General features: G+C 68.2%; 17 protein-coding genes. 14 read left to right on the forward strand and 3 right to left on the reverse strand.

Annotation, left to right across the window (positions count from 1 at the left end):
- Nucleotides 1-74: 74 nt before the first annotated feature.
- The gene (locus QFW81_RS11610; protein ID WP_280578937.1) at nt 75-2,129 is read right to left on the reverse strand and encodes a sodium-translocating pyrophosphatase; all 2,055 of its coding nucleotides are present in this window, start codon (nt 2,127-2,129) and stop codon (nt 75-77) included.
- Nucleotides 2,130-2,793: 664 nt separating this feature from the next.
- On the opposite strand from QFW81_RS11610, the gene QFW81_RS11615 reads away from it, so the two are divergent.
- From QFW81_RS11615 to QFW81_RS11665, 11 genes are all read left to right on the forward strand, one after another.
- Nucleotides 2,794-3,201 carry a hypothetical protein gene (locus QFW81_RS11615; protein ID WP_280578938.1) on the forward strand — a complete coding sequence of 136 codons (408 nt, stop codon included), beginning with the start codon at nt 2,794-2,796 and terminating at the stop codon, nt 3,199-3,201.
- A gap of 30 nt (nt 3,202-3,231) precedes the next feature.
- The gene (locus QFW81_RS11620; protein ID WP_280578939.1) at nt 3,232-4,119 is read left to right on the forward strand and encodes a VirB8 family type IV secretion system protein; all 888 of its coding nucleotides are present in this window, start codon (nt 3,232-3,234) and stop codon (nt 4,117-4,119) included.
- Complete coding sequence (locus tag QFW81_RS11625) at nt 4,116-4,883, forward strand: TrbG/VirB9 family P-type conjugative transfer protein (protein ID WP_425604029.1); 768 nt, start codon at nt 4,116-4,118, stop codon at nt 4,881-4,883. Before QFW81_RS11620 ends, QFW81_RS11625 begins: the two co-directional genes overlap by 4 nt.
- A gap of 185 nt (nt 4,884-5,068) precedes the next feature.
- Nucleotides 5,069-6,091: a TrbI/VirB10 family protein gene (locus tag QFW81_RS11630; RefSeq protein WP_280578940.1), complete on the forward strand. Its 1,023-nt coding sequence runs from the start codon at nt 5,069-5,071 to the stop codon at nt 6,089-6,091.
- Between the two features lie 14 nt (nt 6,092-6,105).
- A complete protein-coding gene (virB11, locus tag QFW81_RS11635) occupies nt 6,106-7,149 on the forward strand; it encodes a P-type DNA transfer ATPase VirB11 (RefSeq protein WP_280578941.1) in 1,044 nt (347 codons plus the stop codon).
- Between the two features lie 73 nt (nt 7,150-7,222).
- Nucleotides 7,223-8,074 carry a lytic transglycosylase domain-containing protein gene (locus QFW81_RS11640; protein WP_331488083.1) on the forward strand — a complete coding sequence of 284 codons (852 nt, stop codon included), beginning with the start codon at nt 7,223-7,225 and terminating at the stop codon, nt 8,072-8,074.
- A gap of 59 nt (nt 8,075-8,133) precedes the next feature.
- Nucleotides 8,134-8,529: a TrbC/VirB2 family protein gene (locus QFW81_RS11645; protein WP_280578942.1), complete on the forward strand. Its 396-nt coding sequence runs from the start codon at nt 8,134-8,136 to the stop codon at nt 8,527-8,529.
- Nucleotides 8,522-8,836 (forward strand): VirB3 family type IV secretion system protein, encoded by a 315-nt coding sequence (locus QFW81_RS11650; protein WP_280578943.1) that lies wholly within the window; start codon nt 8,522-8,524, stop codon nt 8,834-8,836. The genes QFW81_RS11645 and QFW81_RS11650 overlap by 8 nt, the downstream gene beginning before the upstream one ends.
- 7 nt (nt 8,837-8,843) lie before the next feature.
- Nucleotides 8,844-11,378 carry a VirB4 family type IV secretion/conjugal transfer ATPase gene (locus tag QFW81_RS11655; RefSeq protein WP_280579418.1) on the forward strand — a complete coding sequence of 845 codons (2,535 nt, stop codon included), beginning with the start codon at nt 8,844-8,846 and terminating at the stop codon, nt 11,376-11,378.
- 56 nt (nt 11,379-11,434) lie between these two features.
- Nucleotides 11,435-12,223 (forward strand): hypothetical protein, encoded by a 789-nt coding sequence (locus tag QFW81_RS11660; RefSeq protein WP_280578944.1) that lies wholly within the window; start codon nt 11,435-11,437, stop codon nt 12,221-12,223.
- A 61-nt stretch (nt 12,224-12,284) separates the two neighbouring features.
- Nucleotides 12,285-13,280 (forward strand): TrbL/VirB6 family protein, encoded by a 996-nt coding sequence (locus tag QFW81_RS11665; protein ID WP_280578945.1) that lies wholly within the window; start codon nt 12,285-12,287, stop codon nt 13,278-13,280.
- A gap of 302 nt (nt 13,281-13,582) precedes the next feature.
- Here the strand turns inward: QFW81_RS11665 and QFW81_RS11670 are convergent, their stop codons facing one another.
- Together QFW81_RS11670 and QFW81_RS11675 are read right to left on the reverse strand one after the other, a co-directional pair.
- Complete coding sequence (locus tag QFW81_RS11670) at nt 13,583-14,428, reverse strand: S1/P1 nuclease (RefSeq protein ID WP_280578946.1); 846 nt, start codon at nt 14,426-14,428, stop codon at nt 13,583-13,585.
- A gap of 565 nt (nt 14,429-14,993) precedes the next feature.
- Nucleotides 14,994-15,632 (reverse strand): OmpW/AlkL family protein, encoded by a 639-nt coding sequence (locus QFW81_RS11675; RefSeq protein WP_280578947.1) that lies wholly within the window; start codon nt 15,630-15,632, stop codon nt 14,994-14,996.
- A gap of 174 nt (nt 15,633-15,806) precedes the next feature.
- On the opposite strand from QFW81_RS11675, the gene gap reads away from it, so the two are divergent.
- The 3 genes from gap (at nt 15,807) to QFW81_RS11690 (ending at nt 21,079) form a co-directional block, all read left to right on the forward strand.
- The gene (gap, locus tag QFW81_RS11680) at nt 15,807-16,808 is read left to right on the forward strand and encodes a type I glyceraldehyde-3-phosphate dehydrogenase (protein WP_280578948.1); all 1,002 of its coding nucleotides are present in this window, start codon (nt 15,807-15,809) and stop codon (nt 16,806-16,808) included.
- 120 nt (nt 16,809-16,928) lie between these two features.
- Nucleotides 16,929-19,739, forward strand: a complete 2,811-nt coding sequence (locus QFW81_RS11685; RefSeq protein WP_280578949.1) for a DUF2339 domain-containing protein — start codon at nt 16,929-16,931, stop codon at nt 19,737-19,739.
- On the forward strand, nt 19,736-21,079 hold the full coding sequence (locus QFW81_RS11690) for a DUF3999 domain-containing protein (RefSeq protein WP_280578950.1): 1,344 nt from the start codon (nt 19,736-19,738) through the stop codon (nt 21,077-21,079). Before QFW81_RS11685 ends, QFW81_RS11690 begins: the two co-directional genes overlap by 4 nt.
- Nucleotides 21,080-21,127 lie beyond the last annotated feature (48 nt).

Here is a 21,127-nt window from a genome sequence, read left to right on the forward strand (position 1 = left end):
GTACACGTTCGCCACGGAACAAAACGAAGACGGGCGGCCCGTGGCCGCCCGTCGATGCAGCGTTTGCGCCGACGCTAGAGCAGCGGCACCAGCAACAGGGCGACGATGTTGATGATCTTGATCAGTGGGTTGATCGCCGGGCCGGCGGTGTCCTTGTAGGGATCGCCGACGGTGTCGCCGGTCACCGAGGCCTTGTGCGCCTCCGAACCCTTACCGCCGAAGTTGCCGTCCTCGATGTACTTCTTGGCGTTGTCCCACGCGCCGCCGCCGGTGGTCATCGAGATCGCGACGAACAGGCCGGTGACGATGGTGCCGATCAGCAGGCCGCCCAGCGCCCTGATGCCAGCGCCCGGGCCCATCAGCCAGTTCATGCCGAACGCCACCACCACCGGTACCAGCACCGGCAGCAGCGAGGGGACGATCATCTCCTTGATCGCCGACTTCGTCAGCATGTCGACGGCGCGGCTGTAATCCGGCTTGCCGGTGCCTTCCATGATCCCGGGGATTTCGCGGAACTGGCGCCGCACCTCCTCCACCACGCTGCCGGCGGCGCGGCCCACGGCCTCCATCGCCATCGCACCGAACAGGTAGGGGATCAGGCCACCGATGAACAGGCCGATGATCACCGCCGGGTCCGACAGCTCGAAGCTGAAGACCACGCCCGGGTTGTTCGCTTCCAGGTTGTGGGTGAAGTCGGCGAACAGGACGAGTGCGGCAAGCGCCGCCGAGCCGATCGCGTAGCCCTTGGTCACCGCCTTGGTGGTGTTGCCGACCGCGTCCAGCGGATCGGTGATGTTGCGCACCTCGGGCGGCAGTTCGGCCATCTCGGCGATGCCGCCGGCGTTGTCGGTGATCGGGCCGTAGGCGTCGAGCGCCACGATCATCCCCGCCATCGACAGCATCGCCGTGGCCGCGATCGCGATGCCGTACAGGCCGCCGAGCGTGAAGCAGGCCCAGATCGCCAGGCACACCGAGATCACCGGCAGCGCCGTGGACTTCATCGACACGCCGAGCCCGGCGATGATGTTGGTGCCGTGGCCGGTGGTGGACGCCTGCGCCACGTGCCGGACCGGCGCGTACTGGGTGCCGGTGTAGTACTCGGTGATCCACACGATCGCGCCGGTCAGCGCCAGGCCGATCAGCGCGCACCAGTAGATGTTCATCGCGCCGTGGGCGTTGGTATCCATCAGCTGGGTGGTGATCGGGTAGTAGGCGATGGCCGCCAGCACACCCGAGACGATCACGCCCTTGTACAGCGCGCCCATGATCGAGCCGCCGGTCTTCACCTTGACGAACATCGCGCCGATGATCGAGGCGATGATCGACACGCCGCCCAGCACCAGCGGATACAGCACGCCGTTGCTGCCCACCTCGGTGACCATCAGGTAGCCCAGCAGCATGGTCGCGATCACCGTGACCGCGTAGGTCTCGAACAGGTCGGCCGCCATGCCGGCGCAGTCGCCGACGTTGTCGCCCACGTTGTCGGCGATCACCGCCGGGTTGCGCGGGTCGTCCTCGGGGATGCCGGCTTCCACCTTGCCCACCAGGTCCGCGCCGACGTCGGCGCCCTTGGTGAAGATGCCGCCGCCCAGGCGCGCGAAGATCGAGATCAGCGACGAGCCGAACGCCACGCCGACCAGCGCGTGCAGCACCTCGCCGGTGGGCAGCTGGAAGTACAGGTTCAGCACCCCCCAGTAGCCGGCCACGCCCAGCAGGCCCAGGCCCACCACCAGCATCCCGGTGATCGCGCCGCCGCGGAAGGCCACGTCCATGGCCGGGCCGATGCCGCTGCGCGCGGCCTCGGCGGTGCGCACGTTGGCGCGCACCGAGACGTTCATGCCGATGTAGCCGGCCGCGCCCGAGAGCACCGCGCCCAGCAGGAAGCCGACGCCCGTGTACCAGTCCAGGAACAGGCCGATCAGCACGAACAGCACCGCGCCCGCGACCGAGATCGTCAGGTACTGCCGGTTGAGATAGGCGCGCGCGCCTTCCTGGATCGCGCCCGCGATCTCCTGCATGCGGGCGTTGCCCGCGGGCTGGCGGTTGATCCAGCGCGCCGAGATGATGCCGTAGATGATCGCCACCGCCGCGCACACCAGTGCCAGCGTCAATCCGTGCTGCTCGAGCATGAACCCTCCCCGGGAAACGGAACCAGACGGAAAATCGTCCCCGGACTATGGCACAGGCCCGAGGGCCGACCAATCCGGGGTGGCCCTGATTCTGACTACCGTTCGCGTCCGGACCATTGTGCAGTGCGACACCGCCTCTTCTGGCCTGCTGGGGAGGAGCGCGGCCGCTTGTCGCAAAGGGGATGTGCCGCCTCAAGCGTCATCCAAGTGACATCCTTCCCCGCGGCAGGCGGCGCGGCCGCAGCTCTCCTGCGCTGCGCGGCCGGCCTGCGTCCGGCGGCCGGTATGGGCTGGGTCAGAGGTCACGCGCCACGTCGCAATCGAATGCTTGACGCACGCCAGCGGAGCGGCTAACTTCGAATCCACACGCGGACGCGTGTCGTGGTACGGGCATGTGACGTTACCGCCGCTGGCGGCGATGGCGCCCGAGGGGACTCAGGACGGAACCTGGTCAGACAACAAAAGGAGTTGGGATAGTCCAATACGTGTCGGGGGCGTCGTGACCCCCAATCCTGCATCGATCCATTCGTGAGCGCCCGGGCTTCGCCTGGCGTGATCGCGTACGCAACGCGCCTCGGGCGCGACGGCAGGACATGTGTTGTCGGCGACTCCCGGGGAGAGTGGCGTGCCACATGACAAGGCTGTCGTTGCGAGGATATCGGGCATGTGCGCGGTCGCGATCGCGCTGGCGGGATGCGCGACGCCGGACGCGCGAGATTTCCGCGGGCGCTGGACGCCGCTCAACCAGTTCGCGGACACGCCGCGGGCCATCCCGTTGCGCCAGGGTTACGTCTACCAGGCGACGCCGGTCGACGGCACGCTGAAGCACATGCTGGATCGCTGGGCGCGGGATTCGAAGCTGGAACTCGCCTACCAGCATCCGAACGACTACACGCTGCACGCGCAGGTCGCGCGCATCCGCGCCCACGACATTCGAACGGCCGCCGCGGAACTGACTTCGGCCTATGCAGGCGAAGGCGTACGCGTGGACGTGGATGGCAGCCGGCTCCGGGTGGCGGACGCACGCAGCGCCACAATCGGGCCATCGAATCCAGACGCGCCATCGGACTGACGCGCACGAGCACATTGATCGGGAACACGGATGTTCAGACGAAGAGACACAACGCCAGCGGTGGAGCAGGCCGTCGGCCGCGGCGTGAACTACGAGGTTTCGCTCGCGGACCGCGCGCGGCGCAGCGAGCGACGCGCCTGGTGGGTCGCGGCGTGCGCGCTGGCGATGTCGCTGATCCTGGCCGGCGGCTACTTCTACTTCCTGCCGCTCAAGGAAAAGGTGCCGTACCTGGTCATGGCGGACCCGTACACCGGCACCGCCACGGTCGCGCGCCTGGTCGGCAATTTCCAGGATCCCACCATCACCACCCAGGAAGCGATCAACAAGAGCAACGTCGCGCAGTTCGTGATGGCGCGAGAGTCCTACGACACCGGACTCATCGGCCAGCAGAACTGGCGCCAGACGCTGACCATGGCCGGTCCGCACGTGGCGCCTGCCTTCCGCGCGCTGCACGCGGCCAGCAACCCCAACCGTCCCTACAACCAGTACGGCACCAGCCGCGCCGTGCGCGTGCGCATTCTCAGCATTTCGCTCGTGCCGGCGGCCGAGGGCCAGCCGCCGCGCGGCGCCACGGTGCGATTCCAGCGCAGCCTCTACAGCAAGCAGACCGGGAATTCGCAGGTCATGGACGGGAAGATCGCGACCCTGCAGTTCGCCTATGACCCCGAACTGAGGTTCGACGAACGCGACCGCCTGCTCAATCCACTCGGCTTCCGCGTGTCCGAGTACCGCGTCGACAACGACTACGGGATGCCGCCTGCGGACGAGCCCGCATTCCCGGCCATGTCCGCAGAGCCCATCGCTGGGCCCGACGATCCCGCCGCCGTCGACGGACAGGTCGATGCGCGGACGGATCACGCGGCGCCGTCGCTCGGTGCGGACGCAACCCGCGGCGGGATCGCCGGGGAGGGACCATGACCAGGGAATCCTCGGTGATGGCGCGATATGCGCTCGGGCTGCTGCTCTGCGCCACGGTTGGCCTGCCCGCCTGGGGACAGGCGCTGGACGAGTACGTCTACGAAGCCGACAGGATCTACCAGGTTCGGACCGGGCTTGGAATCACCACCCAGATCGAACTCAGTCCGCACGAGGAAATCCTCGACTACAGCACCGGCTTCAGCGGGGGCTGGGACCTCAACCGTCGCGACAACGTGTTCTATCTCAAGCCCCGCGACGTGGATGTCGACACCAATCTGCTGATCCGCACCGCGGTCCACGCCTACATCCTGGAACTCAAGGTGGTGGCCACCGACTGGCGGGCGCTGGAGCAGGCGAAGGCGGCGGGCGTCCAGTACCGGATCCGCTTCACCTATCCCGGCGACACCGCCTTCGCCGCCGCGAGCGACCCTGTCGAAGAGGTCCACGAACTCAGCACCGCGCAGCGTTCGGGCCGCCAGTACCACTTCGGCTACGACGTGGCCTATCGCAAGCGCCATCCGGCGTGGCTGATCCCCGCCACGGTCTACGACGACCGGCAGTTCACCTACATCCGCATGGGAGACCGCACGCGCTTCCCGAGCGGAAACTTCCCCGCGGTATTCGGCCGGCAGGAAGAGGACGGCGACGAATTCATCGTCAACACGACGGTGGAAGGCGACACGATCGTCGTCCACGGAACGTACCCGTACCTCGTCCTGAGGCATGGCGACAATGTCATTGGGCTGCGCAGGAGTCCGGAGTGATGAATCGACCTCCCGAGCAGCACCAGCCGGTAGCGGCGGACGGCACCGCTCCCGCGTCGAACCCCTACCAGGCCCGACACGACGCGTTCGCCGAACCGGACCTCGATGCCGGCGCTCCCCGCTTCGAATCGACCGAAGTCCAGCGGCTGAACCGGAAGGCACTGCTGTTCCTGTCCGGTCTGGTGGTGTTGCTGCTCGTGGCGGCCTTCCTGATCTTCGGCAGCGCCATGTCCGGGAAGGACGAATCGACATCGCGCGCCGGCAACCAGCAGCCGCTGGTCATCCCCGAGGCGCCGGATCTGCCTGACCTGCCGCCGCCTGCGCCCATGCCGGTCGACGACTCCGCCGAGCTGCCTCCCTTGCCCGTGATCGAGGATCAGGCGCCCGCGCCTGCGGTGCGTGGACTGCCGTCGATTTCCGACCCCGATGTTCCGTCCCTGCTGGAGCGCCGGATGCGTGATTCGGCCGGGATCCATGCGGGCAGTCAGGGCCCGGCTGGCTCCCCTGGCAGCCTGTCACCCGACGAATACGCGCGAATGATTTCGGGCCAGACGGGTGCGGGTCCCGACAGCCTTGCGCCCGCCACTGCCAGCCGCGGACGTTCCTCGGCGCAACCGCTGTACAACCCCAACACGCTGTTGCTGCGCGGAACCTACATCCGCTGCGTGCTGGAGTCCCGGATCATTACGGACGTGCCGGGCTTCACCTCCTGCATCGTCACCGAACCGGTGTACTCGGTGAACGGCCGCAAGCTGCTGCTGCCGCGGGGCTCGAAGGTGATGGGTCGCTACCAGTCAGACGCCATCATCGGCGAGCGCGCGGCCATCGTCTGGGACCGGATCACGACGCCGAACGGGCTGGACGTCAACATGAGCAGTCCCGGCGTGGACATGCTCGGGTCGGCCGGCAACGAAGGGCACTACAGCGCGCACTGGGGCCAGCGCATCTCGTCCGCACTGATGATCAGCCTGCTGAGCGATGCGTTCAAGTACGTCGGCGCCAAGAACGGCCCGCCGTCGACGAGCTTCGAAGGCGGCGTGGCGATCCAGAACCCGTACGAGAGCAACACCGCCCGGACCATGGAGCGACTGGCGAACATGGCGCTGGAGCGCAGCATGGCGCGACCGCCCACGGTCACCATCAACCAGGGCACGATCCTCAACGTCTACGTCGCGCATGACGTGGATTTTGCCGCCGTGTTGCGCTGAGGAAGGGGACAGGCATGGATGCCGACAACTCTCCGGTGGCCAGGGTGTCCAGCGAGTTCCTGGACTACCAGTACCAGGTGCTCGGCATCGGCGAGTACCTGCAGTCCGCCGACGTCACCGAAATCTGCATCAATCGCCCCGGCGAGCTGTACCTGGAGACGGCGCGCAACGGTTGGCAGCGGGTGGACGTGCCGACGCTGACGTTTGAACGCGCGCGCCAGTTCTGCACTTCGGTCGTCAACGAAAGCAATACCGGCCAGCGGATCACCGATGCCGATCCAATGGTGTCGCTGACCTTTCCGACGGGGCAGCGCGCCCAGTTCGTGATTCCACCTGCGTGCGACGCGAACCGGATCTCGATCACGATCCGGCTGCCGGCCAGGTTCAGCAAGACGCTGGCGCAGTACGAGGAAGACGGATTCTTCTCGCAGATCCTCGAGGACGGGGCCCAGCTGAGCGACCACGACCGGGAACTGCTGGACCTGCGCAGCCAGGGCAACTACCGCGAGTTCTTCGGCAAGGCGGTCCGGTACCACAAGAACCTGGTGGTGTCCGGTGCCACCGGCAGCGGCAAGACCACGTTCATGAAATCGCTCGTCAACCACATCGACGCTCGGGAACGCCTGGTGACGATCGAGGACGCGCGGGAACTGTTCATCCCGCAGCCGAACGTCGTGCACCTGTTGTACTCGAAGGGCGGGCAGAGCACCGGCAACGTCACCGCCAAGACCTGCATGGAAGCCTGCCTGCGCATGAAGCCCGACCGGATCATCCTGGCCGAGCTGCGCGGCGACGAAGCGTTCTACTTCATCCGCAACTGCGCCTCCGGGCACCCCGGTTCGATCACCAGCTGCCACGCCGGAAGTCCCGAGCAGACCTGGGACCAGCTCGCGCTGATGGTCAAGGCCTCTGCGGAGGGGTCTGGGCTGGAGTTCCCGGTCATCAAGCGCCTGTTGCGGATGACCATCGACATCGTCGTCCACATCAAGGCGCACGCAGGCAGGCGCTATATCACCGGGATCGACTTCGATCCCGGGCGGGCGCTTGCCGCGCATTGAACAGGACGCCCGACGATGCGATCGATCGCCGCCATGCCCGCGACACGCCATCTATCCGCCACGGAGGCGCTCCATGCTGCCCGGTCTTGAATTGATGGCCTGTGGCGAGCTCGCCGTGCCGGCGGACGTGATGCAGCACGTCGTGCGCGTGGAGTCGTCCTTCAACCCCTACGCGATCGGGGTGGTGGGCGGACGACTCGCCAGGCAGCCGCGAAACCAGGCCGAAGCGGTCTCGACTGCCCGGATGCTCGAGGCCAGGGGCTTCAACTTCTCGTTGGGCATCGCCCAGGTCAACCGATACAACCTGGCCAGCCACGGGCTGGAGAACTACGAGCGCGCCTTCGAGACCTGCCCGAACCTGCAGGCAGGATCGCGGATCCTCGCCGACTGCCATGCGCGCGCCGGCGGCGATTGGGGCAAGGCGTTCAGCTGCTACTACTCGGGCAACTTCTCGACCGGCTTCCGCCACGGCTACGTGCAGAAGGTCTTCGCTTCGTGGCGATCCGCGGGCAGGCCGGGGGGCGCCGGCGCCGGGAGTGCGATTCCGCTGGCGGATGATGGCGCGCGTCCTGCGCGTCGACAGGCTGCCGCGTCAATCCCACGCCCCGGCTCGCTGCTCGAGCGTCGCATCCGCGACGCCTCGCGGGTGGCGGTCCGGCTCCCCCCGCAGGCTGAGCCCGAGACGGACACGGACCCGGCTCCCGGTCCCGCGCCCGCGCCCGCGGAATCGCCGGTTCGCACACCCGTGATGCTCCAGCCCCATGGCGCGCCGCCGCTGGGCACATCGCCCCCCGTGTCCGCACCGGGCCTCTCGCAGCGCGTCGCACCTGGTGCTTTGCCGGCCCTTGGGTCGATGAACGCTTCACCCCATCCGGCACCACCCGCAAAGCCGTCGGATGCGACGGATGCCGCCTTCGTGTTCTAGCCGGCGTACCGAGCGACCGGCACATCCACCGCACCACCCACCAAGGACCGGAGTCCACCATGAAACAAGTCGCCCACGCTCCTACCAATCGCAGCGCCCGCATCCGGGCCACGTTGGCACCCATCGCGCTGTCCGCGATGCTGCTCGCTCCTTCGCTCGCCCTCGCCGCGCCGGGCGCGGAGGCGGCAGGACGCGTCACCACCTTCTTCACCAACATCAACGGCCTGCTCAACATCGCCTCGATCGCGATCGTGACGATCGCGATCATCTTCGCCGGCTACCAGATCGCCTTCAACCACAAGCGCATCGGGGACGTGGCACCGGTGCTGATCGGCGGGTTCCTGATCGGCGCCGCCGCCCAGATCGCCAAGATGCTGCTGCCGGACACGGAACTCGGGGCAATCGGCGGTGGCATGGCGCTGGCGCTGGTGGATCTCGTGGCCCGACATGCATAGGAACATCCTGTTCAAGGGATGCACGCGGCCGCCCATGTTCATGGGCGTGCCGTACGTGCCGTTCACGATCGCGGCCGGCAGCTGCCTGCTGTTGACGTTCTACGTCGACATGTTCTGCCTGCTGCTGTTGCCGGCGGTCATCGTGATCATGCGCCAGATGGCCAGACGGGACGAGATGATCTTCCGCCTGCTCGGGCTGCGGTTCCAGTTCCGGATCAAGGCCCGGAACCTGCGACGGCACCAGGGGATGTGGGTGTACTCACCCAACAGCTATCGCCCCGTGCTCCAGGCCTGGGAGGGGGACTGACATGGCGGTGCTCGCGCCCGACCATTCCATCGCCGGGTTCATCCCGCTATCGTCACACGTGTCGCCGCACGTGGTGAAGACGACCGGCGGCGACTTCCTCCTGTGCTGGCGGCTGGACGGCCTTCCCTTCGTCGGACGCGAGGAGTGGGACCTCGAGCATCGGCACAACACCCTCAATCGCATGCTGCAGACATTGCGCGCGCCCGACTTCGTCAACGTGGCGTTCTGGGTGCACGATCTGCGCCGGCGCGGCCGAATCGACGCGCATGGGCACTTCGCGCAGCCATTCAACCAGCAGCTCTCAGACGATTACCACGAGCTGCTGTCGTCGCAGCGCATCATGCGCAACGAACTTTATCTGACCATGCTGTACCGGCCAATCGTGGTCGGCAAGCGGCTGGTCGAGCGCTCCGGCAACCGCGATGTCCTGCAGGCACAGCAGGACCAGGCGGTGTCCAAGCTGATGGAGCTGGCAGGCAACGTCGAGGCGGTGCTGAAGGACTACGCTCCGGTGCGACTCGGCATGTACGAGGCGGACAACAGCGTCGTGTTCTCGGAGACCCTGGAACACCTCGGCTTCCTGCTCAACCGGATCGACGAGCCGGTCCCCGTGCTGAATGCGCCGGTGCACGACTACCTGGCCGTCAGCCGGCACATGTTCTCGTCCAAGACGGGTGATTTCGTGGTCCGGACCCCGTCGGGCGGCAACGTCTTCGGAGCGATCCTCAACATCAAGGAGTATTCCGATTCGACCTGGCCCGGGATCCTCAACGGCCTGAAATACCTGGACTTCGAATACGTCATCACCCATTCCTTCAGCCCAATGGGCCGCCAGGACGCGCTGCGCGTCCTCGACCGGACCAAAGGTATGATGATCTCGTCCGGGGACAAGGCCGTGAGCCAGATCGTCGAGCTGGACCAGGCGATGGACCAGGTCGCGTCGGGACATTTCGTGCTCGGCGAGTACCACTTCATCATGGCGCTCTACGCCGACACCCAGGAGCAGCTGGCGCAGAACATCGCCACGGCGCGCGCGGAGCTGTCGAACGCGGGATTCGTATCCGCGAAGGAAGATCTCGCCGTCTGCTCGTCGTTCTACTCCCAGCTGCCGGGGAACTGGCGCTTCCGTACCCGGCTGGCGAACGTGAGCTCCCTCAACTTTCTGGGCTTGTCGCCGCTGCACAACTTCGCCACCGGCAAGCGCGACCTCAATCCCTGGGGCGAGTGCGTGACGGTTCTCCAGACCACGAACGGACAGCCCTACTACTTCAATTTCCACGCCACTCACCCGGCCGAGGACTCCCGTGGCGAGAAGGCGATCGCCAATACGATGGTGATCGGCAAGTCGGGCACCGGCAAGACCGCGCTGATCAACTTCCTGCTCAGCCAGGTGCAGAAGCTCGATCCCTGCCCCACGATCTTCTTCTTCGACAAGGACCGGGGTGCCGAGATCTTCGTGCGGGCGTGCGGCGGCAACTACCTGGCCCTGGAGAACGGAGCGCCGACCGGGTTCAACCCGCTGCAGTGCGAGCGCACGGAGGCGAACGTGCAGTTCCTCTCGGGGCTGGTCAAGGAGCTTGCCGGCAAGTCGCAGTACACCGCCCGCGAGGACGAGGACATCCATCGCGCCGTGGAAGGCATGCTCGACATGCCGCTGCATCTGCGCTCGATGACGAACCTTCAGAAGAGTCTTCCCAACATGGGAGACGACGGGCTCTACGCGCGGCTGCGCAAATGGACCGCGGGCAATGCGCTCGGCTGGGTGTTCGACAATCCGGTGGACACCGTCGACCTCGAGCGCGCCAGCATCATCGGCTTCGACTACACGGACGTGATCGACAATCCGGAAGTCCGGGTGCCCGTGATCGCCTATCTGCTGCACCGCCTCGAGGGGCTGATCGACGGGCGCCGGCTGATCTACGTGATGGACGAGTTCTGGAAGATCCTCGACGGCTCTGGCGGACTGAAGGAGTTCGCCAAGAACAAGCAGAAGACGATCCGCAAGCAGAATGGCCTGGGGATCTTCGCCACCCAGAGCCCCGAGGACGCGCTCGCCAGCGACATCTCCGCGGCCCTGATCGAACAGACGGCCACCTTGATCCTGCTGCCCAATCCCAATGCGTCGCGCGAGGACTACATCGAGGGCCTGAAGCTGAGCGAAGCGGAGTTCCAGGTCGTCAAGGGGCTCGACGAACGCTCGCGCACGTTCCTGGTCAAGCAGGGGCACGGTTCGACCGTGTGCCAGTTGAATTTGCGCGGCCTGGACGATGCGCTGGCGGTGGTGTCGGCCAGCACGGACAACATCGAGATCATGCATCGGATCATCGAAGAAGAGTCGTGCCGGACGGGGGTGGCAGTTGAAGATCTTGCCCCCGGGAGTTGGCTTCCAAGATTCTTCGAGGAGCGCAAGGGGTCTGGCAGGAATGCTCAACCAGTATTGTCAGGGCAGGGTGGCAGCGAGGTCGCTGATAAGGGCCAGCGCCGCTCTGTCTCAGGACCGAGGGCGGCGGCAGCTGACGTTGGAACCAGATACAGGGCATGAGGCTCGCGCAGGCAGATCATTGATCCATGCAGTACCAACTCGAGGTCGGAGCTTCCATGAACATCAATATTCGAATGACGTCGATGCTGCTTCTTGCGCTCTCGGGTGCTTGTCTGGCGCCCGCTGCACGGGCACAACTTGTGGTGGCGGATCCCGTGCATATCCAGACCAACAAGTTTGCCTGGATCGCCCAGTACCGGCAGATGTATTCCGACGAGATCAATCAGGCGAGACAGATCCAGAATCAGATCGAGCAGATCAGGACCCAGATCCAGGACCTGCAGGAGCAGCAGGTGAATGGCCTCAAGTTCCTGTCCGACCACGGCCCGCGTGATACCAACCTGAAGCGGCGCAACGACAGCGCGTTCCTGGACGAGCGCTGCGGCCCACTGGAAGCCGACGGGCTTCGGGCGATGTTGAGTGGCATGACGGCACCTCGGCGCGTGTCGCGTGCCAGGGAACGGCAATACGAGGCGTGCGCCGCGGTGGTTCAGCTCGATAACCAGCGCCACAACTTCCTGGTGGACGTGATCCGGAAAGTGCAGGGCCAGGATGCGGAGATCGCGAAACTGCAGGCGGAAAGCGCGAGTACCGGCGGCAACGAACGTGGCCGCCTGGAGCGCAACTCCAACGCGATCCAGCAACTGCAGGCGGCCCAGAGCGCGGAGATGGAGAACGCGCAGCGTCAACTGCAGTACTACGCGCATCAGATCGAGGCGTTCTCCAACGAGATGGCATGGTCGGGGCAGGCCGCCTTCAGCAACAAGCGCAGCCTGCTCGACCACGCGGTGGAGTACGGCACGCTCAAGGCTGCACTGCAGGTCGCCCGGTCACGGGACCGCTGAACGCGGTTGACGTGACGGGTGGTTCAACAGCAGGGATCGAAGCCAGGATCGCGGGGACGCAATGGACGGCATGTTGACACTGGCAAGCACGCTGCTGGACCTGATTCCGGCGCGGGCGGGCATGCCCAACTTTGTTTTCTTTCACGAGATCAACGCCTTCATCGATGATGAGCTGATCCACGAGTATCTGCCCAATCTCGGCGAGCGGGTGATCCGCGTGCTCGGTGGGATCGGCGTACTGCTGCTGACGCTGTGGATCATGATCCAGGGGTATCGCATCGTCACCGGTCAGTCGCGCGAGTCGATGATGGCCCTGGTGGTGAACGCCCTGCGTGCAACGTTCATCGTCGGGATCGCGCTTGGCCTGGGCGCCTCGTTCGGACCGATCTATGGCACGGTGACCGACGGGCTGTCGCGGGTCGTCAACGAGACGATGACCGGCGATCCCGACGGCGAAGGTGCCTATGCCGACATCGACCGCACGCTGGCCATCATGCAGGCAGCGCTTACCGTTGTGGACTCGGTGGATACGTCGCACGACGAGGAAACGCGCGAGCGCAAGGACCGCACGCTCGCCATGATCACCGCCGGCCTGGGCCTGCCCGCTATCACCGCGGCCGCCGCAATCATGCTGAACAAGTTCGCGATCGGTCTGGTGCTCGCGCTCGGGCCGCTGTTCATCCTGTGCCTGCTGTTCGAACAGACCAGGCCGCTGTTCCACAAATGGCTCCTCTACGGCGTCGGCGCCGTCTTCTCGATGGCGGTGCTCAGCGTCACGGTGACCCTGGCGCTGGACATGGTGATCGCGGTGGGAACCGCCTTCTGGATCGGTGGCGTACTGGGCGTCGGTGGGGATGGTGAAAGCCTGACGAGCATGGCGATGCAGCAAGGGGGGCTCGGACTCATCCTGACCACGCTGATCGTCAGCACGCCGCCGATCGCCGCGATGCTGTTCCAGGGAACGCTCGGTCAGTTCAGCCCCTACAGCGCATTCCAGCCGCAGCCGGCGCCAGGCTCTCCCGGCAATCCGGGCGGGACCCTGACGTCAGCGCGCTGATCCGGGTCCTTGGGAAGACGCTGCTGCTTCGCAACGCGGGGCTCACGTCAGCGCCGGTCTCGCCGCGGCCCGGGCACGAGTGACGACCGGAGCCGGCAGAGCCTGGCGTTGCGGGATGGCGCCGCCGCAACGGACCCTCTCCGAGGTGCTCGCGGGCCATGCTTCGTCCTGCACCCGGGGCGCTCCTGGAGTGAACGCATGGATGACGAGACCCTGACAGGGGATTGCCGCCGATCTGGAGCGAAGGTCGCGGTAGAACCGGATTCGGGAGCGGTTCCTCGCGACGTCGCCGACCGGACGGACTAACGATCCTGCTTCGATCCAGCGTGAGGGGCCCCGCGCGCGGGGACCAATGCGTCATCGATCAGTACCGCCAACCGCGCCCCAGCCAGCCGCACCTGCGCTTCCGCCGTCGGCGTATGCGTGGCGAGATAGCGCGCGTCGAGCTTCGCGCGCGGTGGCACCACGCCCGGCGCCATGGCGATCCGGCAGGACGCTTCGGCCCAATGATCCGCGTCCGCCGCGGTCACGGCGGGCCCGCCCACCGGGCGCTTTACAGGCGTGGCGGCCAGCTTGCGTACGTAGCCCTCTTCGTCCAACCCCGCGGACTTGAGCAGTTCGCCGTCCCACACCCGGTGCAGGTTGGTGCCCTTGCCGTGGAGCTGTACCTGCACCGTGTTGCCGCCGCGGTCGCGGGCGTTGCCGGCGTGCATGGGCTGGTGGATGTCGCCCACGAAATGGACCAGGAACTTCAGCGCCTGCAGGCGCTCGGCATCGCTGCGGCTGCGGTCGGCCAGGATCGCAGCCTGGGCGCGGATCGCCTCCACCGCGCAGTCGCCCCTGGGGCAGGCGGCCGGGGCGTCGTAGCGGCAGCCCAGCTCGCCGAGGTTCACGTAGTGCCACTTGGCCGAGCGTTTGCCCAGGTCGGGGTCGTTGGCGCGCACGTCGTCGGCCCAGTTGGCCACGTCGGCCAGCGAGTGCAGCCCTTCGGTGGCCAGCAGGCGCTGCACCTCGGCGTGCGCGGCGGGGGTGAGTTGCGGTTCGGCCAGGCGCGCCACCAGGCGGTGGCCGAGCGGGCCCCAGGCGTGGGCGGCAGGGGCGCAGGCGATCAGGAGCGCGAGAACGAGTGCGGCAGGGAAACGTTGCATGGCGGGCAGTCTACCGAAGCACTGCGTTCGCCAGGCGACATGGGTGTGAGACGCGGGCGCCGGGGCGCGCCACTCGCGGCGTTGGCCGGGCGGGGTATGTCGCGCCCGTGTTGCCACGAACCGCCTTCGGAGCCTTTACCGCCGAGCGCGGTCGGCTCAGGAAGCGCGTCGCCTGGATGCGGCTTCGCCGCCATGGGCGGGGGAAACCGGGAGCGGTGGTGCGTCAGGATGGTCCGGTCGGATGTGTCGGCGGCGCTCGCCTGGCGATCCGCTCGCATGGCGCTCGCCTCGCCCCCATCCGCCTTCGGCACCTTCCACCCGTGACGGGCGCAATGCCCCGCCAAGCGGGGGAAGGAACGTCTTCGGCAGGTGCGTCACTGCGTCATCCCGCCGACTTGCCACTCGATCGCCTGATGGCCCTGTGGCGTTTCGAGATCTTGTGACCTTGTGACGTCAGGACCATGAGACCTTGGAACCCGGACCTCGGGATATCGACCTTGGGACATTGAGCGTTTGTCACGCACGGCGCACTACGGCGCCGGTCGTGCCTCACGCCGCGTCTCGCTCAGAACTTCACCACCCACGCCGCGCCGTAGACCAGCGGGTCGATCTCGGCCGTGCCCACGTCGACGCCGTTCACCTCCACGTCGGCATCGATGTCGATCCAGCGCGCGTCCAGGCGGATCGCGCTGCGCGCGCCCACGGCGAAGTCGATGCCGGCGTGCGCGGCCAGGCCCCAGGAGGCGTCCAGCGACAGGTCGGTGCCGGCGAGCGGGCCGGTGGTCTCCTCGCTGAAGAAGGTGGTGTAGTTCAGGCCCACGCCCAGGAACGGCGTGGCCCGGCTGGCATTGGCGAAGTGGTATTGCAGCGAGACGGTGGGCGGCAGGTGTTTCGCGCTGCCCACGCGGCCCACGCCGCGGATGTCGATGTCGTGCTGGAACGGCAGCGAGGCGAGCACCTCGATGCCGAGGTTGTCGCGGACGAAGTACTCCGCGGTGATGGTCGGGCGCACGCTGCTGCCCACCTCGGTCGGCGGCAGCGGGCCCAGGCCCAGGGCGGTGGCGTCGAGGCGGCCGTTGTCGGACTTCGGGGCCACGTTGTGGGCACCGATGCCGAGGGTCCAGTCGCCGCGGGACTGGGCGGCGGCGGGCAGGGCGAGGGCGGCGGCGAGGGCCGCGAGCAGGAGCGCGGGGGTGCGGGTCATGGCACGGGTTCCGTGTGGGGTCTGCACGCAGTCTGGAACCCGCGCGGCGGCGCCTCCTTGATCCGGATCATTGCAATCGCAACCACCGCAGCGTGCCAGCGGTGGCACGGGTCGGTCATGCGGGTGCTGCTAGAATCGACGCTCTTTCCAACCCTGTCCGGGAGTCCGCGCACCATGGCGATCAAGGTAGGCATCAACGGGTTCGGCCGCATCGGCCGCAACGTGCTGCGTTCGGCGGTCCAGAACTTCGACGACATCCAGATCGTCGCCATCAACGACCTGCTCGAACCCGAATACCTGGCCTACATGCTGCGCTACGACTCGGTGCACGGCCGCTTCAAGGGCGAGGTCTCGATCGACGGCGGCACCCTGGTGGTCAACGGCAACCGCATCCGCCTGACCCAGGAGCGCGACCCGGCCAACCTCAAGTGGGACGAAGTGGGCGCCGAGGTGGTGATCGAGTCCACCGGCCTGTTTCTCGACAAGACCACCGCGCAGAAGCACCTCGATGCCGGCGCGAAGAAGGTCATCCTGTCCGCGCCGTCGAAGGACGACACGCCGATGTTCGTCTTCGGCGTGAACGACAAGACCTACAAGGGCGAGGCGATCATCTCCAACGCCTCGTGCACCACCAACTGCCTGGCGCCGCTGGCCAAGGTGCTCAACGACAAGTGGGGCATCAAGCGCGGCCTGATGACGACCGTGCACGCGGCCACCGCCACCCAGAAGACGGTCGACGGCCCGAGCAACAAGGACTGGCGCGGCGGCCGCGGCATCCTCGAGAACATCATTCCGTCCAGCACCGGTGCGGCCAAGGCCGTCGGCGTGGTGATTCCCGAACTCAACAAGAAGCTCACCGGCATGAGCTTCCGCGTGCCGACCTCGGACGTGTCGGTGGTCGACCTGACCGCGGAACTCGAGAACCCGGCCAGCTACGACGAGATCAAGGCCGAGATGAAGGCCCAGAGCGAAGGCGCGCTCAAGGGCATCCTCGGCTACACCGAGGACAAGGTGGTGGCCACCGACTTCGTCGGCGAAACCTGCACCTCGGTGTTCGACGCCGATGCCGGCATCGCGCTCGACCCCACCTTCGTCAAGCTGGTGGCCTGGTACGACAACGAGTGGGGCTATTCGAACAAGTGCCTGGAAATGGTGCGCGTGGTCGCCGGCAAGTAAGCCGGCGGTAGCCATCCGCGATACCCGAAGCCCCGCCCGTGCGGGGCTTCTTGTTTTCGGGGGCCGCCCGGCTAAGGTGGCCGGCAATGCGTCCGCTCGGGCGCCGAAGGGGATGACGCGATGGAAGGATTCCTGGTCCTGCTGGGGCTGGCGGTGCTGGCCCTCCCGGTGCTGGTGGTGGTGGCGCTGGTGTCGATCGGCGGGCTCAAGCGCCGCGTGGCCGAGCTGGAGGACGCGGTCGGGCAACTGCGCACCGGCGTTGCGCCGTCCCCCGCCGCGCGCGAGGTGCGCGAGGCATCGGTGACCGAACCCTGGATGCAGCCGGCACCGGTATCGGACCGGCCGTCTGCGGTCGCGGCGGACACGGCGATACCGGGCGGCCCCCCGGAGCCGGTGGTCGGCGCGACTGGCGCCGCCGCGCCGCAGGTCGCGTCGTCGGAGGTCCAGGGGCCGGACACAGGCGTCCAAGCTGGCGCGGGCGAAGCGAGGCTGGCCGATGCCGCGCCCGCCGGCGCGCGGGGACAGCGTCCGTCCACGCCGCTACCGCCCCCGCTGCCCTCGCGCGACGCCGCGGGGTCCGGGCCGCTTTCGCCGCCGCCGCCGCGCACTCCCCCGCCGCGCGACTTCGCGGGCGCATTCGTCCGCGCGGTGCAGCGCTGGTTCACCGTCGGCAACGTGCCGGTGAAGGTCGGCATGCTGGTGCTGCTGGCGGGCGTCGGCGCGCTGCTCAAGTACGCCAACGACCAGGGATGGCTGCAGCTGCCGATCGAGCTGCGGCTGGCCGGCGTGTCGGCGGCGGCAGTGGCCGGGCTGGTGTTCGGCTGGCGCAAGCGCATCGACAAGCCGGCGTTCGCGCTGGCCCTGCAGGGCGGGGCGATCGGGGTGCTGCTGCTGGTGGTGTTCGCCGCGTTCAAGCTCTACGGGCTGCTGCCCGCCGCAGTGGCGTTCGCGCTCAGCGTCGTGCTCGTGGCCGGGCTGGGCGTGCTCGCGGTGTTGCAGGACTCGCGCACGCTGGCGGTGCTGGGCATCCTCGCCGGCTTTCTGGCGCCGATCTGGCTGTCGACCGGCAGCGGCAATCACGTGGCGCTGTTCTCGTACTACGCGCTGCTCAACGCGGCGATCTTCGCCATCGCCTGGATGAAGTCGTGGCGGGTGCTCAACCTGCTCGGCTTCGCCTTCACCTGGGGCATCGGCGTCGCCTGGGGCGTGCTCGCCTACACGCCGGACAAGCAGGCCAGCACGCAGCCGTTCCTGGTGCTGTTCTTCGTGTTCTACCTGCTGCTGCCGATCCTGTACGCGCGGCGCCGCCCGGCCAGCCGCCGCGACCTCATCGACGGCTGCCTGCTGTTCGGGACGCCACTGGTGGCGTTCTCGCTGCAGGCGGCGCTGCTCGAGGGCGCGCGCATGCCGCTGGCGCTGTGCGCGCTGGCGTTGGCAGCGGTGTATGCGGCGCTGGCGTGGACCCTGCGGCGGCGCGACGGCTACGCGCTGCTGGCGCAGGCGCACGCACTGCTGGCGATCGGCTTCGCCACGCTGTCGGTGCCGCTGGCGCTGTCGGCGAACGCGACCGCCAGCGTGTTCGCGCTGGAAGGGGCCGCCCTGGCGTGGCTCGGCCTGCGGCAGGGACGGCTCCTGCCGCAACTGGCCGGCCTCGGACTGCAGCTGGCGGCCGCGGGCGCGTACGCGATCGGCATGTCGGCAGCGCCGGCAGCGGACGTGCAGGCACTCGCCAACCCGGTCTTCATGGGGGCGCTGCTGATCGCGCTCGCCGGGTTCGCGAGCGCGTGGAGCTATCGCGATGCGGGGAACATGCGCATCGCAATGGCGTACTACCTGTGGGGCCTGTTGTGGTGGTGCGGCAACCTGCACCAGGAAATCGTGGGGTTCGTGGCCGGGCCGGCACAGGTCGACGCCATGCTGGCGGCCAGCGCACTGACCGGCTGGCTCGCGGCCGAGGTGCATCGCCTGCGCCGGGCGCGCGCGCTGGCCGCGACTGCGCTGCTGGCACTGGCTTCGGCGATCCCGTTCGCGCTGGCGCAGACCGCGGTGCATGCGCATCCGTTCGAAGGCACGGGTCTGTGGGCCTGGCTCGCGTTCGCGGTGTGCGGCGTGCGCAGCCTGCTGTGCCTGCGCGGCGACACGGACCGGATCGGCGACTGGACCCAGTTCGTCTGGTGGCTGGTCTGGCCCACCGTGCTCGCGCTGTTCGCCGGCTGGCTGGCCGGAGTCGTCGATCTGGCCGCGGGCTGGGGGCTGACGGCGGTGGCGTTGCCGTGGGTGGCGCTGGTGGCGGCCTCGATGTGGCGCTGGCCGGCGCTGCGCACGCCGCGTGGCGAATCGTTCGATGCCTTGCGCCTGCCGCTGCAACTGGTGGTGTTCGCGCTGCTCGCGCTGTGGTGGTTGGGCACCCAGTTCGCCGCGGGCGATGCCGCGCCGCTGCCGTGGCTGCCGCTGTTCAATCCGCTGGAGATGGGACAGCTGCTGGTGCTGGTGCTGCTGGTGCGCTGGCTGTGGTCGCACATGGCGCCGCGTGCGCTGGCATTGCTGCGCGTGCCGCTGCTGTCGATGGCGGGCTTCGCGTGGATCACCCAGGTCACGCTGCGCGCCGTGCATCACTGGGGCGGCGTGCCTTGGGACGCCGGCATGATGGACGACACGCTGGCCCAGACCAGCCTGACCGTGGTCTGGAGCCTGCTGGGCGTGATCGGCTGGATCGCCGGTTCGCGGCGCGGCCAGCGCATGCTGTGGCTGGCGGGCGCGGTGCTGATGGGTGTGGTGCTGGCCAAACTGGTGTTGATCGATCGCCAGCACCTGGGCGACCTGCTCGGCATCGGCTCGTTCATCGCCTACGGCCTGCTCTGCACGCTGGTGGGTTACTTCGCGCCGGCCCCGCCGCGCGCGGTGAGCGCGCCGCAGGGAGCGGCGGCATGAGGCGCGCGCCGGGATGGCTGGGCCTGGTGGTGCTGGCGGGGGTCGCGTTCGCGTCAGCGGGTGCCGATTACCAGACCCAGTGGCCGCTCGCGGTCCCGGACGGCAATGCGGGCATGTACCGCGTGTCGCTCGATGCGGGTGTCTACGCCACGGCGCGCTCGCCGTGGCTGGACGATGTCGACATCGTGGATGCGCGCGGGCAGCCGGTGGCCGCGCAGCTGTTCGCGCCCGAGCGCCCCGGGGCCGCGGCGCCGGAGCGGGTGCCGGCGCCCTGGTTCGCGCTTCCTGCCGCCACGGTCGGCGCGCCGGCCGATCTGGCGCTGGCCGTGGAACGGGCTGGCGATGGCAGCGTCCTGCGGGTCCAGGCGCAGGCATCCGCCGCGACGGCCGCTGCGCCCGTCGCCACTGGCTGGCTGGTGGACGCCAGCGCGGTCGAAGCATCCATCGCGGCCCTCGTCGTCGACTGGACCGGAGCGCGCGACCCGTTCGAGGCGGCCTACCGGATCGAGGGCAGCGACGATCTGCGCGAGTGGCGCGTGCTGCAGCCACGCGTCGTGCTGCTCGACCTGGCGCGTGGCGGGCAGCGCCTGCGCCAGCCGCGCGTGCCGGTCGAGGCCTCGGCGCGTTACCTGCGCCTGGTACCGCTGACCGGTGCGGAAGGCCTGGTCCTGACGCGGGTGGAGGCGGAACTGGCAGTCGGTTCCGCACCGTCGCCTGCGCCGCAATGGCGTGAACTGGACGCCCAGCCCAGCGGAGGGACGGCCCGGACGGAATTCGTCTATCTGCTCGACGGGCGGTTTCCGGTCGATCATGTGGATCTCGCGCTTCCTGGCAGCGGCACCGGCGAGTGGACGCTCTACAGCCGCGAGTCGAGCGATGCGGCGTGGGTGCGCCGCGCCGGGCCCTGGGTGGCCTATTCCATCGGCCGCGACCAGCGTTCGCCGCCGCAGCGGCTCGCCGCGGCGGTACGCGACCGCCACTGGAGGCTCGTGGCCGCCGACACGCAGGCCGCCGCGCCGGTACTGCGTCTTGGCTGGCACCCGGAAATGCTGGTGTTCGTCGCCGGTGACGCGCCGCCCTATCGGCTGGTCGCGGGCAGTGCGCGGACCTCGCGCGCAGGCTCGCCGGTGGCGCAGTCGCTGGCCGCCATCCGCACCACCCGCGGCGAGGACTGGCAGCCACCGCGGGCGACACTCGGCCCGCCGGCACCGCTCGCGGGCGAGGCGGCGTTGCGGCCGGCGCGCGACTGGCGCGCGTGGCTGCTGTGGAGCCTGCTGGTCGCGGGCGCGCTGCTGGTCGCCTGGTTCTCCGCCAGCCTGTTGCGAACACCGCGCACATGAGGGTGATGGTGGCAGGCGCAACGTTTGCCTGTCGCGCGCGGCGCGCCG

The sequence above is a fragment of the Luteimonas kalidii genome, assembly GCF_029887935.1.
GTDB classification, from domain to species: Bacteria; Pseudomonadota; Gammaproteobacteria; order Xanthomonadales; family Xanthomonadaceae; genus Luteimonas; species Luteimonas kalidii.

Bases quoted from the DNA above. Each gene is read 5' to 3' on its own strand.
- QFW81_RS11610 (WP_280578937.1), bottom strand. From the start codon at position 2,129: ATGCTCGAGCAGCACGGATTGACGCTGGCACTGGTGTGCGCGGCGGTG.
- QFW81_RS11615 (WP_280578938.1), top strand. From the start codon at position 2,794: ATGTGCGCGGTCGCGATCGCGCTGGCGGGATGCGCGACGCCGGACGCG.
- QFW81_RS11620 (WP_280578939.1), top strand. From the start codon at position 3,232: ATGTTCAGACGAAGAGACACAACGCCAGCGGTGGAGCAGGCCGTCGGC.
- QFW81_RS11625 (WP_425604029.1), top strand. From the start codon at position 4,116: ATGACCAGGGAATCCTCGGTGATGGCGCGATATGCGCTCGGGCTGCTG.
- virB11 (WP_280578941.1), top strand. From the start codon at position 6,106: ATGGATGCCGACAACTCTCCGGTGGCCAGGGTGTCCAGCGAGTTCCTG.
- QFW81_RS11640 (WP_331488083.1), top strand. From the start codon at position 7,223: ATGCTGCCCGGTCTTGAATTGATGGCCTGTGGCGAGCTCGCCGTGCCG.
- QFW81_RS11645 (WP_280578942.1), top strand. From the start codon at position 8,134: ATGAAACAAGTCGCCCACGCTCCTACCAATCGCAGCGCCCGCATCCGG.
- QFW81_RS11650 (WP_280578943.1), top strand. From the start codon at position 8,522: ATGCATAGGAACATCCTGTTCAAGGGATGCACGCGGCCGCCCATGTTC.
- QFW81_RS11660 (WP_280578944.1), top strand. From the start codon at position 11,435: ATGAACATCAATATTCGAATGACGTCGATGCTGCTTCTTGCGCTCTCG.
- QFW81_RS11665 (WP_280578945.1), top strand. From the start codon at position 12,285: ATGGACGGCATGTTGACACTGGCAAGCACGCTGCTGGACCTGATTCCG.
- QFW81_RS11670 (WP_280578946.1), bottom strand. From the start codon at position 14,428: ATGCAACGTTTCCCTGCCGCACTCGTTCTCGCGCTCCTGATCGCCTGC.
- QFW81_RS11675 (WP_280578947.1), bottom strand. From the start codon at position 15,632: ATGACCCGCACCCCCGCGCTCCTGCTCGCGGCCCTCGCCGCCGCCCTC.
- gap (WP_280578948.1), top strand. From the start codon at position 15,807: ATGGCGATCAAGGTAGGCATCAACGGGTTCGGCCGCATCGGCCGCAAC.
- QFW81_RS11685 (WP_280578949.1), top strand. From the start codon at position 16,929: ATGGAAGGATTCCTGGTCCTGCTGGGGCTGGCGGTGCTGGCCCTCCCG.
- QFW81_RS11690 (WP_280578950.1), top strand. From the start codon at position 19,736: ATGAGGCGCGCGCCGGGATGGCTGGGCCTGGTGGTGCTGGCGGGGGTC.